Origin of the sequence: Aminiphilus sp. (assembly GCF_029975095.1) — a bacterium.
Lineage (GTDB): Bacteria > Synergistota > Synergistia > Synergistales > Aminiphilaceae > Aminiphilus.
In genome coordinates this window covers 1-16,658 of sequence record NZ_JARKPW010000021.1, presented here as the reverse complement: position 1 = coordinate 16,658, position 16,658 = coordinate 1, and the positions used below count along the sequence as shown (strand labels likewise).

The following is a 16,658-nucleotide window of genomic DNA, read 5'->3' as shown; positions in this document are numbered from 1 at the left end:
GCATGATCGAGGCGATCCGTTTCTTTCAGCGCCAGTTCAACCGCTCGCTCTCGGAGATCCGGGAGTACATCGAGGCCTTCGGGGGGCACGAGGCGCTTCTCTCCGCCCAGGAAAACCTCCAGATCTTTCTGCTGGGCTACGAGTACCCCCGGGGAAAGACCTTTTCCAGGCAGGAGTTTCTTCAGATCACCGGTATGGATGAGGAGGAACTGGAGGAATTGCTCCGGGTCGGCCTTCTCGTTCCCAGGGAAGAAGGGTGTTTCGAGAGCAGTGAGATCAACGCCGCGAAGGCCATCCGTGAGCATCGGGCGGAAGGGACGACGCTGGAAGAGCTGCTCTTTTATCCCGAGGTGGCTCGGCACCTGTCCCTTTTGGAGGCCCGGTTCACGCTCCGCCGCTGGAAGGCCAGACCTCCGGCGGATCCGGAAGAGGCACTGCGCGGAGCCCTGCGTCAGGCCTCCCTTGCCAGGCACTACTACTGCTCCAGGTTGTTCCGAAAAAATCTGGATGCGCTTCTGGACGAGACGAACGTTTTTCCCGACAGTGATTTCAGGAAAAACCGCGGGAGTGAGAGAGCCGGAGGCGGATTCGCTTCCCTGGAAGAGATCGACAGTGAAAGAGAAAAGAATCGAGGATGCGAGAGGGAGGGATTCGCATGTCCGTGAGAAGAACCCATTCCGCGCAGTTGCGGTGTCCTCAGGTATATCACCGTTTTTCGAGAGAGTGTTCCTCCTGGTGGACCCATGGAGCGGCTTGCCGCGAAACCTCAGGCCTCCGGGGCGTTTTCGCGGTGCTTCTCCTCATCGCGGGCGTTTTGGTGGTGTCCCTTCCCGCAGGTGCCGCGGAGATCGCTCTGCCGGAGTATCTGCGCCTGGTTCTCGAAGAAAACAGGGAGGTCAGGGCGTCCCTCGCCAGAGTCGAGAGCGCCCGTGCCTCGGTGGCGTTCACGGCGGCGGAACAGCGCATGAACGTGGGCCTCAAGGGGGAGACCGCCAGGGTTTTCCGGGAGAAAGAGGGGCAGTACGCGCTCTCCCTGGCTCTCAGCCAGCGTATCGATCTCTGGGGAAAGTACGATCTCCAGGAAAGGGCGGCTCTTCTTGCACTGGACGCCCGCAGGGCGACGCACGCCCAACTCGTGAACACCCTGCTCACCGATGCGGAAAGTGCCTATTGGACGGCTTTCATGGCCCGCAAGAACCTGGTTCTCTATGAAAGCCTCATCCATCAGCGCGAGGAGGATCTGCGCGTCGCGGAAGAGCGCCATCGCGTGGGTGCCGCGCCCCGCCTCGACGTGATTCGTGCTTCGGTGCAGCTCGAAAAGGTTCGTGGCGAGGCGACCCGAGCCGAGGCGGTTCATCGCGATGCTCTGGCCGCTCTTGCAAGACTCGCGGGGGGAATGACGGTTGAGCCTCCCGAGGCGAAACTGGAGAAACCGGAGCTTTCATTCTCCCTGGATCTTTCCCGGGCGGAGGTGCAGCGTCCCGATCTGCAGGTCGCCCGCATCACGGAGGAGCTGGCGAAAGTGGAGAGGGACCTGGCCAAACTCGGCATGAAACCCACCCTGGACGCGTCGCTTCAGTACACCATCCTCACGGATTCATCCAAGGCGACCGTTCCCCAGGAGGACGGCATGCTCTCTCTGGTGCTGGGAGTCACCCTGTACGACGGAGGTGCCACGAAGGCCGATACGGCACGAAAGGAGCATCTCGTCACCGCGGCGGGTTTCGACCGCGAGGACCGGCGGGATTCCCTCGTCAAGGAACTCGCGTCGGCGACGCACCGTTGGGAGAAGGCTCTGGCTCTGGAACGGACCAAGGCCAAGGAAGTGGAGCTTGCAGTGGAGGAGCTCCGCATCACCCGACTTCGTTACGAGACCGGGGCGGGCACTCAGCTCGATCTCCTGGATTCCCAGGTGAACGAGCAGAGTGCCGCCACGGAGTACCTGGACGCGGTGAAGGAGATGTACCTCGCCCTGGTGGATCTGCGGAGCGCCATGGGAGAGTACGCGGTGCACTATGGATACGGAGAGGAAGCGCTCATGAATCTTCCCTGAGTCGGAGCCGCGCAGGAGTGAACCCACGGGGGAGCGAAGGTGTTCTCCTTTGTCTGAACATTCTGGAGGAAGAACGATCATGGCGGAAATGGGCAAACGCATTCTGCGTTCTTTTCGTACCCTGTTCTGGATTCTGCTCATCACGGGAGCAGTAGGATTTCTCGGTTATCGCGTCGTGGCGGCTCCTCCGAAGCCGGAGCCGCCCAAGAGCGTCGCCGCCATCCGGGCGGAGAAGGGAATTCCCGTCGTCGTCCATACTGTCGAGGCAGGACCGTGGAATCTCTGGAAGCGTTATTACGGTCAGGTGAAGTCCGCGTCGGAGCAGTCCGTGACCTCCTTTCTGCGGGAATACATCGTGGCCGTGCATGTCCACGTGGGGGACCTCGTGAAGGCCGGGGACGTGCTTCTTGAACTCTCCCGGGAGACATCGACGCCGGATTTTGCCGCCCGGAGCGCGGAGTACGAGGATGCAAAACGGGATTACGAACGTCTCAAGGCGCTCTACGACGCGGGAGGAACTTCCAAGGCGGAGGTGGACAGGGCTGCCGTGGCCATGCAGCAGAAAGGTTCCGCCCTCAAGGAGACGCGCACGCAACTTGCCCGGACGAAGGTGGCGTCCAAGCTCACCGGCGTGGTTTCCTTTCGGAACGCCGAGGTGGGAGAGATTTCCGAGACGGGGCGTGAGTTGCTGCGCGTGGTGGACCTCCGCAATCTCGAGGCGGACGTGCTCGTTCCTCCGGGGGACGTGGCTCGTGTGGCGAAGGGAACCCCCGCCCGGGTCGTTCTGGAGGGGCGTCGCCACAACGGGACGGTGAAACGTGTCGACCCGGGCGCAGACGTTGCCACGGGACTCTATCGGGTCGTGGTGGCCCTTCCTCCGGACACGAATCTCCGCCCGGGCATGTTCGTGGAGACGGAGCTGCTCGTGGATCCGAGGACCAGCGTGGTGAGCGTTCCTTACGAGGCACTGCGCCGGGATAACGGCAGAACCTACGTGTACGTTCTCTCCGGTGATGTGGCCCGGTTGCGCGACGTGGAAGTCGGAGAGGGACAGGGCGGTCTCGTGGAGGTCGTGTCCCGCCTCTACGAGGGAGAGATTATTGCCGTGCGGGGCGTGGAGAACCTTTACGACGGCGCCCGCGTGTGGCTCCAGTCCTCCGCGCCGGAAGAGGCGTCGCCGGATGTGCCCGTCCCGGATGGAAGTGGAAAGGATTCCTCCGGGGAATTCTCCGCGGAAGAACCCGTCTCCGCGGACACCTCCAATCCCTAGGGCGTTTCCACTGCCCAACGACAGAACAAGGAGCAGATCATGAATCTGGTACGTCTCTTCGTGCGCCGCCCCGTCCTGACGAGCGTCACCGTTCTCATTGCGGTGTTCGTCGGCGCCTACAGCTATCTCAGCCTGGGTATGACGCTCACGCCCGAGGTGGATCTGCCTCTCGTGGTAGTCTCCACGGTCTACGAGGGAGCGAGCCCGACGGAAATCGAGAGCCTCGTCACCAAACCCATCGAGGACGCCTCCGCCCAGGTGGAGGGCATCAAGAAAATCGAGAGCTACTCCATGGAGAGCGTCTCGGTGGTGCTCGTGTGGTTCGAGTACGACGTGAACACCGCCGACGCAACCCTGGCCGTCTCCAACCGGGTGAAGGCCATGCAGGGCTCCCTCCCCGAGGACGCGAAGGACCCCATCGTGGAGAAGTACGACATCAACGCCGAGCCGTTCATCTCCATCGCCGTCACGTCCAGCCTGCCTCCCGAGCGCGTCTACGACCTCGTGGAGGAAAAGATCCAGCGGCGCCTCACCCAGTTGGAAGGGCTGGCGAAGGCGGAAATCCTGGGTGGCAAAAAGCGGGAAATCCACGTCTATCTGGATCCACCGAAACTTTCCCAGTACGGGCTCTCTGTAGCGGATGTGATCCGCGTCGTGAGCGTGAACAATCTCACCGATCCCTCGGGGCACGTCGCCCGGGGCGGCAAGGAACTCTCCATTCGCGTGCTCGGCGAGGCCAAGACACCGGAGATGCTGAAGGACATCCGCATCCCCCTGAAGGACGGTTCGTCGGTGCGCCTGGGCGATCTGGCGCAAGTGGAGGACACCACGGAGGAGACCCGCGGATACGGCCGTTACAACGACAAATCCGCGGTTCTCGTGGAATGCATCTCCAGTCCGAACGCGAACATCGTCAAATTGGGCAAGCGCATCCGGGTTCTTCTCGACGACATTCGCCAGGACCTTCCGCCGGGGGTGGAAGTCACCATCACCAACGATGACTCCACCTTCGTCGAAGAGGCGGTGAGCAATGTCTTCGGCAACATGGCGCAGGGGATTCTCTTCACCGCCATCGCGCTTTTTCTCTTCCTGCGCCGCCTCTCGGTGACGCTCGTGGCGGCGATCTCCATGCCCACTGCGGTGGTGGCCACCTTCACGCTCATGTACATGGGGAAGATGACCATGAACCTCATGAGCACCCTCGGGCTGGCCATCTCCATAGGCATGCTCGTGAACAACGCCATTCTGGTGTTGGAGAACATCTACCGCTACGGTGAAATGGGGCGCTCCTCCCTCGATGCCGCCGTGGAAGGAACGAACGAAATCACCCTGGCGGTACTCTCCTCCACGGCGACGAACCTGGGTGTGTTCATTCCCGTGGCCTTCATGGGGGGCATTGCGGGACAGTTCCTCAAGGACTTCGCCCTCACGGTGGTTTTTTCCACTCTGTTCTCCCTCTGGGTGGCCCTCACCTTCACTCCCATGATGGCCGGTCGCGTGCGCCACACGGGGAACCTCTCCTGGGTGAGCCGCGTTCTCACCGGCTGGTGGCGTTGGCTCTACGAAGGACTTGAGGAACTGCACCACCGTGCGGTGGAGAAATGCCTGCTCCACCCCTGGCTGACCCTGCTCTTCTTTGCCGCCCTCTTCGGAGGATCGGTCCTTCTGGCGCCCCGCATCGGCGTCGAGTTTTTCCCCAAGGCCGACGAGGGCGTGGTCTCCATCTCCCTCGAACTTCCCTCCGACGCCTCCCTTGCGCAGACCGAGGCGGTGACGCGCCAGGTGGAGGACTACGTGAAGGCCCTTCCCCACGTGACCGACGTGGATGTTCTCGTGGGAGGCATGGGAACCCGGTCGGGGGTGAACTACAGCCGAGTGCGTTTCTTTCTGGACAAGGACCCGAACCGCCCCAGCACCTTCGAGTTGGCGGACCGCATCCGCCCCTTCCTGGCCTCTCTTCCGGACACGACCGCTTCCGTCAGTGCCGCTGCCTCCGGGGGCGGCGGTCCCGGAAAGGCCATCCAGATCAACATCATCGGAGAGGACATTGCGGAACTCAACCGTCTCGCCGGGCAGGTGCTCGACATCATGCGGGACACGCCCGGAACGGTTGATGCAGACACGAACTGGCGTCTCGGCAGGCCGGAGCTTCGCTTCACTCCCAAACGGTGGCGTCTGGGCCAGACCGGGCTCACCGTGGACGACCTGGCCTCCACCGTTCGGGCCTACGTGACGGGAAAGAAGGCGGGGGTTTTTCGGAGCGAAGGGCGGGAATACGACATTCTCGTGAAGCTGGAACCCCGGAATGTGGACAACATCTTTCAGATTCCCGACCTTCCCGTAACCCTCAAGGACGGGAGCACCGTTCCCGTTCGCGAACTCGCGGACGTCTCCTACGGAGCGGGACCCACGCGCATCGTGCGCACGGATCGGCGCAGGGCCGTGACGATTCAGGCCGACGCGGCGGGGCGTACCGTGGGGGAGGTCTTCCAGGACATCGAAAAGAGGCTGGGGGAGGTGTCGCTCCCCAGAGGATACCGGTTCGGCCTGGGCGGCGAAGTGGAGGACATGGAGGAGAACTTCCGCTACCTCTACATCGCCTTCGGCATGGCCGTCGTCCTCACGTTTCTCATGATCGCCGCCATCATCGAGTCCTATCTCTTCGCGCTGCTCATCATGCTCACCGTGCCCCTCTCCGTGATCGGCGTGGTGCCGCTGCTTTTCGTGACGAACACCGCCGTGTCCATCTACGGCCTGCTCGGCATGGTCATGCTCGTCGGGCTCGTGGTGAACAACGCCATCGTCATCGTGGACTATGCAGAGATGCTTCGGAGAGAACAGGGATGGGCCCCCGCGGAGGCGATTCTCGAAGCCACGAGGATACGTTTTCGCCCGATCCTCATGTGCGACGTCACTTCCGTGGTGGCCATGATTCCCCTCGCCCTTGGTCTCGGCGCCGGAGGCCCCTACCGGGCGCCCATGGCCATCGTGGTCATCGGCGGACTCATTGCGGGAGGTACCCTCGCCCTTTTCGTCATTCCTCCCGTGTACGACCAGGTGTGGCGGCTCAAGGGCCGGATCGCCCGTCTCCTGGAAAAACTCAGCGAGGCCTCCCCGACCTCCGGGGCGTGATCCCGGGCGATGCGCACACTTTCCGGAGGCTTTGTCCGGAGGGTGTCGGCACCGCATGTTCCGGCGAGGTGCTGAAGAATCCTGCGTCCACGGGGGTGCGGAGAGTTCTCTCGGAGAAGGAAGACACTTTGCAAAAAGAGAGCGGCGAAGACTCGGAGATGCTCCTTCCGAGTTCTCGCCGCTTTCTTGGAATGTATCGCCGGAATGCCGCCGGTCCCACGAGTCCCCCGGTCAGTCGGTATTCTTTTTATTGGGGGAGATGAGGGTCTGAATGCGATCCCTGGATTTTTCCAGGTGGCGTATCGATGCGGCTCTTGCCGCTTCGGGGTCCTGCCTCTCGATGGCCTCCACGAGGTCCCGGTGCTCCGAGAGGACCGTGTCGGGCCATTTTTCGTAGGGGAGCTTTTCCCGCCCCTGATTGCCCACCGAAGCGATGGTGTCCGTGTAGAGTTTCGACAGCCCCTCGTACACACGAAGGAGCACCGCATTGTGCGCCGCCTTGACGATGAAGGAATGGAGGATCGCATTGTAACGGGCTCCGAGAGCGCCGATGTCCGGGTGGCGTATTTTCCAGAGGTTCTCCAGATAATCCAGGGCACCCCGGATCTGTTCCATGTCCCGGTCGGTTCTGCGGAGTGCAGCGAAGGCCGCCGTGGGGCTTTCGATCATGACCCGCAGCTCGAAGATCTGGGCGATGGAGTCCACGGGCCAGGCCGTGAGGAGATTCAGGCTGTCCAGGATGCTGTTCGTGCCCTCCCCGCCGACGAACATGCCCTGGCGTTCCCGGATGTCGATGACGCCCAACGCCTCCAGGGCGATGAGTGCCTCCCGGAGATAGGAGCGCTTGACGTGAAAGTGTTCGGCCAGATCCCGCTCGGGAAGGAGCATGTCTCCCTTGGTGATCTCTCCCGCCTGGAGAGCCAGGTAGATTTTTTGGATGAGTTGCCGTTTCCCTTCGTTCATGGTTTTTCGCTCCCGTCAATGTCGGCGTTTTCCCGCTGTTGTCCGCGTCGTCGCGGTCCGAACGTGAAGACAGTAGCACAGTTTTCCCCTCCTCTGCAATTTCCATTTGCTCCGGGGCATCCCCTATGGTACGATATTTTTGAAATTTGGTCGAGCTTGGTCGATCAGAAATTCCGTTCAGTAGTGAGCACGTGAGGAACACGTTTTTCCGGAGGGTTCTTTTCTCTGAAAAATTTCGCTACAGTATCTTGAACGGGCACATACACGCTGCGAGGAGGATGGGTCCATGGCCACGAAGGAAGCACTGCGCATCGCCGACGGAGACAGCGTTGCGGTGGCTCTCACGTCCCTCGGCGAGGGAGAGGTGGTTACGGTGGGCTCGCACACTGTTTTGGTGTGCGAGCGGATCCCCGTGTATCACAAGTTCGCCCTGAAGGACATTCGAGCCGGGGAGAAGGTCTTCAAATACGGGGAGATCATCGGAGAGGCCGTCACGGACATCGCCAGGGGAAGTCACGTGCACGTCCACAATGTGAGGAGCCTGCGGGGGTAGAGCGAATGCGAACGATAAAGGCGTACAAGAGGGCCGATGGTTCCGTTGGCATCCGCAACAAGGTGCTCGTCCTTCCTTCCGTGGTCTGCGCCGCGGAGACGGCGCGCATGATCGCCGGACAGGTCCAGGGGACGGTGGCGCTGCAGAATCATCTCGGATGCGGGCAGATCGGCGAGGATGCGAAGATGACGGTCGACACGCTGGTGGGACTGGGAAGAAACCCCAACGTGTTCGGTGTTCTGGTGGTGGGGCTCGGGTGCGAGACCGCAAGACCCCACGCCGTGGCGGAGGCCATCGCCGCCTCGGGAAAACCCGTGGAGTGCGTGGTCATTCAGGAACTGGGAGGCACACTCAACACCATCCGCGAAGGTGTCCGCCTTGCCATGGATCTGGTTCAGCGGGCGAGCATGGAAGAGCGCGTCCCCTGTGACGCGGCGGCTCTTTGCGTGGCAGTGGAATGCGGCGGTTCGGACCCCACGTCGGGCATCGCCGCCAATCCCTCCGTGGGCTCCGCCTGCGACCGGGTGGTCGCCGCAGGGGGGACGGTGATCCTCAGCGAGACCACGGAACTCATCGGTGCGGAACACCTTCTCGCCAAAAGAGCTGTCGCGCCCGAGGTCGGCGAGGCATTGAAGGCGATCTGCCGCAGAATGGAGCAGCGCGCCGCCGACATGGGAACGAGTCTGCGCGGGGGCAATCCCTCGCCGGGTAACATCGAGGGCGGTCTCACCACGCTGGAGGAGAAATCCCTGGGCTGCGTGCATAAGGCGGGGACTTCACCGCTTCAGGAGGTGCTCCCCTACGGCGCGGCACCCACGCGAAAAGGGCTTGTCATGATGGACACGCCCGGTTTTGACATCGACTCCGTCACGGGCATGGTGGCGGGCGGAGCACAGCTCTGTGTCTTCACCACAGGGCTCGGAACGCCCGTGGGCAATCCCATTGCGCCGGTGATCAAGGTGACGGGCAACCCCGCCACGTACGGACGCATGCGGGACAACCTCGATGTCAACGCCGGACGTATCCTGGAGGAGGGGCTTTCCATCGACGAGATGGGGGAGGAGATCTGGAGGGAAATCCTCGCTGTGGCGGAGGGAAAACAGACCCGCTCGGAAATCCTCGGCTATTGCGAATCGAGCTTCTGGCGCTGCGGCACCTGTGTGTGACCCGGAGACCGGCGACGTCGCCCCGGAGAGGGTGGCGTCGGGGAGAACGCTGACTCGGGAAAGAAGTGGATGAGGATCATGGTTGGACGAGGACAAGACGAGCGTGACATCACCGGAGCCTATTACTTGGGGCTCATGCACGGCGCGGGATATCGGAGCGGCGACCTCCGCAAACCGCTCATCGGCATCGTCAATTCCTGGACGGATGTGAATCCGGGGCACAAGCCGCTGCGGGAGCTGGCCGGATTCGTCAGGGAGGGTGTCTGGGCGGGGGGCGGTGCGCCGGGGGAATTCACGGTTCCCGCTCCCTGCGACGGTATGGCCCAGGGACATGGCATGCACTACGTGCTTCCCCAGAGGGATCTCATCGCCGCCTCCGTCGAAGCCATGGTGGAGGCCCACGGTTTCGACGGGCTGGTGATGCTCGCCTCGTGCGACAAGATCATCCCGGGCATGCTCATGGCAGCGGCGCGGCTGAATCTGCCCACCCTCTTTCTCACGGCGGGGGCCATGCTTCCCTTCACCGAGGGAGAAAGAACCTTCGTGACCTCGGACCTCAAAGAGGCCATCGGAAAGAGGAACAGCGGCACCATCGACGACGAGACCTTCCGGCGCTGGACCTGCGGTTTCTGTGCCTCCGGCGGCACCTGTTCCATGTTCGGCACAGCCAACACCATGGGAACCTTTCTGGAGGCGACGGGGGTGGCACCCTTCGGCTCCGCCACCATGCTCTTCTGCGATGCCGCCAAAGTGCGGCAGGCCCGGGACGTGGGAGAACGAATCGTCGCCCTGGTCCGGGAGGAACGTCCGCTCTCGCTCTTTCTCAACGCCGCGTCCGTGACGAACGGCATCAAGTACGTCTCGGCCACGGGAGGATCGACGAACGCCGTGCTCCACACGCTGGCCCTGGCGAAGGTCCTCGGAATGGATCTCGACCTGCGGCGCTTCGACGCCATTCAGGAATCCGTTCCCGTCGTCGCTAAGTTCAAGCCCTCGGCGGAGCCCAACATCGACGACTATCACCGCGCGGGAGGGGTACGGGGCGTGCTTGCCACCATCCGGGAGCACCTGGACACCACGGTGCCCCTCGCCATGGGCGGAACGCTGGCGGAGAACCTTGACATTCCGGGAACACCCGTGAATCGCCGGGTCATCCGACCCCTCGCGGAACCGCTTCACGAGAAGGGGTGTTTCTCCATTCTCTCGGGAAATCTGGCTCCCCTCGGGGCGGTAGTGAAGAAGAGCGGTGTGGATCCCCGCATGTTCCATCACGTGGGGCCCGCGGTGGTGTTCGACTCCGAGGAGGATGTCCGGATCTTCCTTCTCTCGAAAAAGGTTGAGCCCGGTTCGGTTCTGGTGGTACGCTACGAAGGGCCCAAAGGAGGTCCCGGCATGCGGGAGCTCTCCATACCGGCGGCCATGCTCGTGGGCATGGGGCTCGCCTCGTCGGTCGCCATGGTTACGGACGGCCGTTTTTCCGGTGCCACCCGCGGTCCCTGCGTGGGGCACGTGGCTCCCGAGGCGTGGGTGGGCGGTCCCCTGGCGCTCGTCCGCGACGGTGACCGTATCGAAATCGATCTGGAGCGCAAGCTCCTCCAGCTTCACGTGAGCGAGGCCGAACTGAAACACCGCCGCGGCGGGATGAGACGTCCGGAACGGCCCCTTCGCGGCATGCTCGCCGCCTATCGCGCCGGAGTCGGATCCGCTCACGAGGGTGCGCTCTGGCTCTATCGGGAGAATATCGGGGAAGACGACACGGACGCTACCTGGAAGTGAAAAGGAGAGGACGACAATGCGTTTGGCGACGATCCGCCTTGATGGCTGCGAAGAAGCGGCGGTGCTGGTGGGGAGCGTTCCCGTTCCCCTGACGCTGGTGAACCGGAACCTGGGGACGAACTGGATTCCCTCGGTCTTCGATCTCGTCGTGTCGGGCGAGCTGTTCCACATGACCGACTGGTACCGCGCCGAGGGTGCAGCGGATCTCGAATCCCTCGCGAAGGAATGCGGCGTGGAGAACGTCACCTACGCTCCGCTTTACCGGACGCCCGGAAAGATCTGGGGTATCGGGCTCAACTACGTGGACCACGCCGCGGATCTGGCGGAAAAAGCACCCCAGTCCGAACCGGCGAGTTTCATGCGCCCCGCGAGCACCGTCGTCGGATATGGTGACCCTGTGCGGATTCCCCTGCAGTCCGAGAAGACCACCGGCGAGGCCGAGCTTGGTGTGGTGTTCGGGAAGTATGCCCGGAACGTTTCCCGGGAGCGTTGGCTCGACGTGGTGGCGGGGTTCGTGTGCATCCTCGACATGACCGCCGAGGACATCCTGCGGCGCAATCCCCGTTACCTCACCCGGAGCAAGAGCTTCGACACCTTTTTCAGCTTCGGTCCCCATCTCGTCACGCCGGACGAGATTTCGGACGTGGCGGTTCTCCGGGTGGCCACGGTGAAGAACGGAGAGGTTTGGGCGGAGAACACGCCGAAGAACATGATGTTTCCTCCGGACGAACTGGTGGCTTTTCACAGCCGGGTTTTCCCCTGGTGTCCCGGGGACATCCTCTCCACGGGAACGCCCCGGGCGGTTCCCTTGGAGCACGGGGATCTTCTCGAATGCCGTATCACCGGCTTCGAGCCGCTCCGAAATCCCGTGGAGGACCTGAAGCGCCTCTGAGGCGAGAAAGAATGCCGGGGATTCCGGGAATTCGATTCCACGGGAACGCTCTGGTCGGTGTCTTTTGAGCACTGAGATTGATCGAATACTGTACACCGACTTTCTCCGGAAGGGCTGTCGGAATGGAAAAATGCGCTCGCTCGCGGGCTTCCCTTGCGGAGGGCTTTCGGGCTCGAACGCCCTTTCCCGAAGCTCCGTCGTGTGACGGAGGAGAGAATGCGGAAGGAGGAGCGGCATGGCGTTTCTCGATCTTGTGCGGCGTCGCCGGAGCGTTCGGGCCTATGCGCCCGATCCGGTTCCGCGGGAGATGCTCGACCGGTGCGTGGAGGCGGCGCGCCTCGCTCCGAGCGCCTGCAATTCGCAGCCCTGGACCTTTCTTCTGGTGGATGACCCGGAGCGCCGAAGGCGTCTCGCCGAGGCCGCCTTCGGCGGGGTCTACCGCATGAACGCCTTCGCCGCCCAGGCTCCGGTGCTTGTGGCGGTGCTCACCGAACGTTCCCGTTTCGCTGCTCTGCTGGGAGGATTCTTTCGGGGGGTTCAGTACAGTCTTCTCGACGTGGGCATTGCGGTGGAGCATTTCGTGCTCCAGGCCGCGGAGGAAGGGCTGGGTACCTGTTGGCTCGGATGGTTTGACGAAAAAGACGTCAAGCGCGTGCTCGATCTTCCCTCCGGGGCGAGGGTGGACATACTGCTTTCCGTTGGATTTCCCGTTCCTGCCGAGGGGGCGAAGCCCCGGGCCTCCCGAAAGTCCCTGGAGGAGATACGGCGCTATTGCTGAGGTGCCGCTTCCGGTTCCTTCCTCACACCGCCCCGTCTTCTTCTTTTCGGGAGGGTCCCCTTTTCCTGCGTCCGGTACTGGAAATGAATGCCTCGACTCTCTCCGGCGTGGCGCACGGTTTTTGCGTCTCAGCCGCGCAGGCGGAGGATGGCCGCGGCGATGCTTCGGGAGGTTCCGAAGGCCCCCGCCTTGGTGACGAGAGGAAGGCCGTCCAGATTGCCACCACGGACGCGGAGCAGAGGGATGCCCGGCTCGATCTCCTCGGTCACCACCGTTTCCACCACGGAGAGCCGTTTGAGGATCTTCGCCGCCACGTCGCCGCCGGAGAGAAAGAGTCCCCCCGGCCGATGGCGCCGGACCAGGGTGCACGTGAGATCTCCGAGAAAAGCGGCGATGCGGGTGGCGTCGTTGCCGCGGTGGGTCGCCGAAGAGGGATCCTCCGGGCGCGAGCTGGCGATGAGGACGTTTCGGCCCTGGAGGAGCAGGGAGCCCACGGCGTCGACGGTCTCCTCCAGGATTCCCGGGACATTGCGGAGAAAGGCGCCCATGTCGGGAGTAAAACCCGTTGCGGTGTCGCTGTCCAGCACATGTCTCACCTGTTCGATACTTCTGGGGTGAACGCTTCCCACCACGGCCAGAACAGGGAGATCCCTCCTGACCAGAGCTTCCGCCAGACCGGCGGAGCCCGCCCACAGCACCGTCTCGGGGGCGACGGAGGCGGTCACCGCCCGGACGAGACGCCGCAGATCCTCGTCGGTCTCGGCATCGAAGGTGTAGCGCCCTTCTTCCCGCAGATTCCCGCATCGTGCTCCCGGAGGCGGCAGAAGAAATCCGCCCCGGAGTTCCTCCAGGCGGACGTGGCGGGGAGAACACGCTCCCGCTCCGCGGAGGAGCAGGGAAATGTCCGAGGTCGTCACGGGCTTGAGAGGATCTCTGGCCATGGCCGTCCGGGAGACGGGGGTCCCCTCCACGGAGAGAATCCCGTCTTTCACAGTGCGTCCCATCTTGGGAAACGCCGGGGCGAAGACCGCCGTGGGAAGCCCGAGACCCTGCTGCAACGCCTCCACCTCGACCGCCGTGTTGCCCCGGAGCGTGGAATCCGTCTTCAGATAGAAAACGGTGGTGCCGACGAAACGATGCAGCTCCGCGGCGAGGGCGGCGATTCTGGAAAAGGCCTCCTCCGCGGGAAGATTCCGTGTCTCCGTGTCCACCACCAGAACGTTCGAGGCTCCTGCGATCCCCCGGAGGTCTTCCGGGTCGAGAAGAACCCTGGGGAGATCGTTGTGGGAACGGAGAAACTGCAGGGCCGTGTCGCAGGCACCGGTGAAGTCGTCCGCGAGGACGACGTAGCGGGGGGACATGCCGTCAGGCGGCGCCGTTGCGACCGGCGGTGCGGTGTCGGGCGAACTGCACGGCGAACTCGATGGCCGTGCGAAGGCTCGTGGGATCCGCAGTTCCCTTTCCGGCCTTGCCGAAGACCGTTCCGTGGTCCACGGAGGTGCGGATGATGGGCAGTCCCACGGTGATGTTCACGCCTCCCATGAAATCGAGCAGTTTGAGCGGGATGTGCCCCTGATCATGGTACATGACCACCGCAATGTCGTACCTGCCGTTTTTGCAGTGAAGGAACGCCGTATCCGGCGGAAGGGGACCGGTCACGTCAAAACCCTCGTCGAGGGCGGCCTCAATGGCGGGAACAATGTGGTCCATTTCCTCCGTGCCGAAGAGACCGTGTTCGCCCGAGTGGGGATTGAGGCCGAGCACGGCGATGCGGGGGTTTTCGATGCCCAGCCCGCGCATGGCGCCGTCGGCGAGACGGATCACGTGGAGGACCCGTTCCTTCGTCACCCGATCGCAGGCTTCGCGGAGGGAGACGTGGGTGCTCACGTGAATCACCCGGAGCGGGCCTCCCACGAGAAGCATGGCGGTTCCCCTGGACCTGGTGAGATCCGTGAAGATCTCCGTATGTCCCGCGTAGTCATGCCCTGCCAGGTTGAGGGCTTCCTTGTGCAGCGGCCCCGTCACTGTGGCGTCCACCTTGCCCGCCAGGGCCAGTTCGATGGCACGCTTCACATAGGCGTAGGCGGCTTCGCCGCAGGAAGCCTGAATTTTCGCGAAGGCGTAATCCCCTTTCAGGGAACCGCACTCCACCAGATTGATGCATCCGGGAACATAGTCGTCGGGATCCTCCAGGATCTGAAGTTTTCTCGTGGAGCCCACGATGGGCTTTACCTTCTCCACCACCAGTGCGTCGCCCACGAGAACGGGGCGACACGTCTCCTCGAAACGCCCTTCTTCGATGACCATGAGAGCGATTTCGGGACCCGCTCCGGAAGGATCTCCAAGAGTTATTGCCACTTTCGGCTTCATGGGGAACAGTCCTTTCGCGTCGAGTGAAAAAAGTCCGACGGCCCGGAAGAGGGGGAGGCTTTGGGTTCGGGCCGCCGGAAGAGGTTTGGTGGACGGGGGATCAGAAGAGATTGCCCTCCTCGTTGAAGGGCAACTCCCGAGGTTCGCCCAGGACTTCCAGGTTCGGATGTGCTGCCGCATAGGGGATGAGGTTTTCGGAGATTTCGATCTCCTCCAGGCTCACCGTGTTTTTGATGCGCACGAGACGGACGGCGTCACGATCGACGACGTTGCTCATCTTCACTGCCGCCTGGATGGCCTGGCGGTCGTTTCTGAGCACCATGGGCACCTTGACGCTCATGGGTACCGTGGATGTCAGGGCGTTCGGATAGGTCTGTTCGAAGTCGAACTTTCGGTAGGCCCGAGTGGTGGTGATGTCCAGAATGCCCAAACCGTTTCCGTTGCCGCCGGATTTGTCGGTGATGTCCAGCACCGCCACACGGGTGATCCTGGGTCCCCCCGAAGCGTAGGGGGTGTGGTAACGCCCGACGATGTTCGTGTCGAAACCGGTGCCGCAGATGTCTTTGCCGATCTCGTCGATGATCAGCACGTCCAGTTCGTCGAAGAAAATCCGCGGATAGAGTTTCCACGCCTCCTGCAGCAGTTCCGGTTCGCGGGGTTCGATGCGTTCCTTGGGGAGGACCTCCAGAAGCGCCGTCTCGTGGAACGCGTTCTCCACGACGCCGACGGCGCAGAGAACGTTCTTCTTCGCCAGCGTCACCCGTGCGACGGAGGGAATGTTCGCCGCCATGCCGCCGAAACCGAGGCGATGTGCGTGATCCGCTCCTCGTTGTTTTCCCATGCCGATGGTGACCATCTTCATGAGGCCGCTCTCGTAGGAGCCCCGGAAGGCGGGATGAGGCTTGACGCGGTTGACGATCACGATGGCGTCCGCTTCGTCGGCGTATTTATCGAGGTAGACGGGGCATCCCGTGTCGGACGTTCCGAGCTGGACCGTCTCCATGGTGGCCCGGATAGGGGCTCCCACGGACTCCTCGGTGATGCCCATTTTGGCGAGGAGATGAGTCTGTCCCTCGGCGGTGGCGCCGCCGTGGCTCCCCATGGCTGGAAAGAGAAAGGGCTCCCCTCCTGCGGCGCGGATTTCCCGCACGAGCACCTTGAGCATAAGCGCCAGATTCGTCACGCCACGGCTTCCTGCGGTGACCGCCACGGTCTGTCCCGGGCGGATCGCCTGCAGGGTTCCGCTCTCCCGGAGTTTCGCGGTGAGCATCGCCTCCACGTCGTCGATCCGCGGTCGGGGAAAGATCTGGCGCACCTTCACGACCCGCGGGAGCGGTATGGGTGCCAACAGAGTGTCGATGGCCGACATGGGCCTGCGCCTCCTTGCAGAAATAGGTACGACGATCAGGGTTTCAGGGCTACCCGGAGACAGTCGTGACTCGTCGCGGCGAGGTTGAATCCGTCCTCCCACTGGGACAGGGGGAAGGCGTGCGTCACGAGGGGGTCGAGAACCACGTCGCCGGTGCCCACGAGATGGATGGCGGTCTTCCAGTCGTAGGGAATCTGGGAGATTTCGCCCTTCACGTCGATTTCCTTGACGATGATCTTGTGGGTGTCCACGGGAGCCGTGATGCCTCCCCGAATGCCGCCACCCGCCCAGAGTACCTTGCCGCCCTTGCGGACGATGTCGAGGGATTCCGCGATG

The 16,658-nt window shown here is 63.0% G+C and carries 13 protein-coding genes and 1 pseudogene; 9 read left to right on the top strand and 5 right to left on the bottom strand.

Annotated elements, in window-relative coordinates; all coding sequences use genetic code 11:
* From Q1K49_RS01290 to Q1K49_RS01275, 4 genes are all read left to right on the top strand, one after another.
* The coding region (locus Q1K49_RS01290; protein ID WP_300521891.1) for a hypothetical protein at window positions 1–665 on the top strand (665 nt) is incomplete at its 5' end.
* Window positions 656–2,053 (top strand): TolC family protein, encoded by a 1,398-nt coding sequence (locus Q1K49_RS01285; protein WP_300521889.1) that lies wholly within the window; start codon window positions 656–658, stop codon window positions 2,051–2,053. The genes Q1K49_RS01290 and Q1K49_RS01285, both read left to right, overlap by 10 nt.
* 79 nt (window positions 2,054–2,132) lie before the next feature.
* Window positions 2,133–3,323 carry an efflux RND transporter periplasmic adaptor subunit gene (locus Q1K49_RS01280; protein ID WP_300521886.1) on the top strand — a complete coding sequence of 397 codons (1,191 nt, stop codon included), beginning with the start codon at window positions 2,133–2,135 and terminating at the stop codon, window positions 3,321–3,323.
* A 39-nt stretch (window positions 3,324–3,362) separates the two neighbouring features.
* The gene (locus Q1K49_RS01275; protein ID WP_300521885.1) at window positions 3,363–6,455 is read left to right on the top strand and encodes an efflux RND transporter permease subunit; all 3,093 of its coding nucleotides are present in this window, start codon (window positions 3,363–3,365) and stop codon (window positions 6,453–6,455) included.
* A 231-nt stretch (window positions 6,456–6,686) separates the two neighbouring features.
* On the opposite strand, the gene Q1K49_RS01270 is transcribed toward Q1K49_RS01275, so the two are convergent.
* Window positions 6,687–7,418, bottom strand: a complete 732-nt coding sequence (locus Q1K49_RS01270) for an FCD domain-containing protein (protein ID WP_300521883.1) — start codon at window positions 7,416–7,418, stop codon at window positions 6,687–6,689.
* Window positions 7,419–7,704: 286 nt separating this feature from the next.
* On the opposite strand from Q1K49_RS01270, the gene Q1K49_RS01265 reads away from it, so the two are divergent.
* The 5 genes from Q1K49_RS01265 (at window position 7,705) to Q1K49_RS01245 (ending at window position 12,583) form a co-directional block, all read left to right on the top strand.
* On the top strand, window positions 7,705–7,971 hold the full coding sequence (locus tag Q1K49_RS01265; protein WP_300521880.1) for a UxaA family hydrolase: 267 nt from the start codon (window positions 7,705–7,707) through the stop codon (window positions 7,969–7,971).
* 5 nt (window positions 7,972–7,976) lie between these two features.
* Window positions 7,977–9,137 (top strand): UxaA family hydrolase, encoded by a 1,161-nt coding sequence (locus Q1K49_RS01260; RefSeq protein ID WP_300521878.1) that lies wholly within the window; start codon window positions 7,977–7,979, stop codon window positions 9,135–9,137.
* A gap of 69 nt (window positions 9,138–9,206) precedes the next feature.
* Window positions 9,207–10,913: a dihydroxy-acid dehydratase gene (gene ilvD, locus Q1K49_RS01255; RefSeq protein WP_300521875.1), complete on the top strand. Its 1,707-nt coding sequence runs from the start codon at window positions 9,207–9,209 to the stop codon at window positions 10,911–10,913.
* Between the two features lie 16 nt (window positions 10,914–10,929).
* Window positions 10,930–11,805: a fumarylacetoacetate hydrolase family protein gene (locus tag Q1K49_RS01250; protein WP_300521872.1), complete on the top strand. Its 876-nt coding sequence runs from the start codon at window positions 10,930–10,932 to the stop codon at window positions 11,803–11,805.
* 235 nt (window positions 11,806–12,040) lie between these two features.
* The gene (locus Q1K49_RS01245; protein ID WP_300521869.1) at window positions 12,041–12,583 is read left to right on the top strand and encodes a nitroreductase family protein; all 543 of its coding nucleotides are present in this window, start codon (window positions 12,041–12,043) and stop codon (window positions 12,581–12,583) included.
* 128 nt (window positions 12,584–12,711) lie between these two features.
* On the opposite strand, the gene Q1K49_RS01240 is transcribed toward Q1K49_RS01245, so the two are convergent.
* From Q1K49_RS01240 to Q1K49_RS01225, 4 genes and pseudogenes are all read right to left on the bottom strand, one after another.
* A complete protein-coding gene (locus Q1K49_RS01240; RefSeq protein WP_300521865.1) occupies window positions 12,712–13,944 on the bottom strand; it encodes a four-carbon acid sugar kinase family protein in 1,233 nt (410 codons plus the stop codon).
* Window positions 13,945–13,948: 4 nt separating this feature from the next.
* Window positions 13,949–14,953, bottom strand: coding sequence for a 4-hydroxythreonine-4-phosphate dehydrogenase PdxA (gene pdxA / locus Q1K49_RS01235; protein WP_213693716.1), 1,005 nt, complete (start codon window positions 14,951–14,953; stop codon window positions 13,949–13,951).
* A gap of 100 nt (window positions 14,954–15,053) precedes the next feature.
* Window positions 15,054–16,322: a lactate racemase domain-containing protein gene (locus Q1K49_RS01230; RefSeq protein ID WP_213693717.1), complete on the bottom strand. Its 1,269-nt coding sequence runs from the start codon at window positions 16,320–16,322 to the stop codon at window positions 15,054–15,056.
* A gap of 35 nt (window positions 16,323–16,357) precedes the next feature.
* Window positions 16,358–16,658, bottom strand: a pseudogene (locus Q1K49_RS01225) (hypothetical protein); the annotation flags it as partial.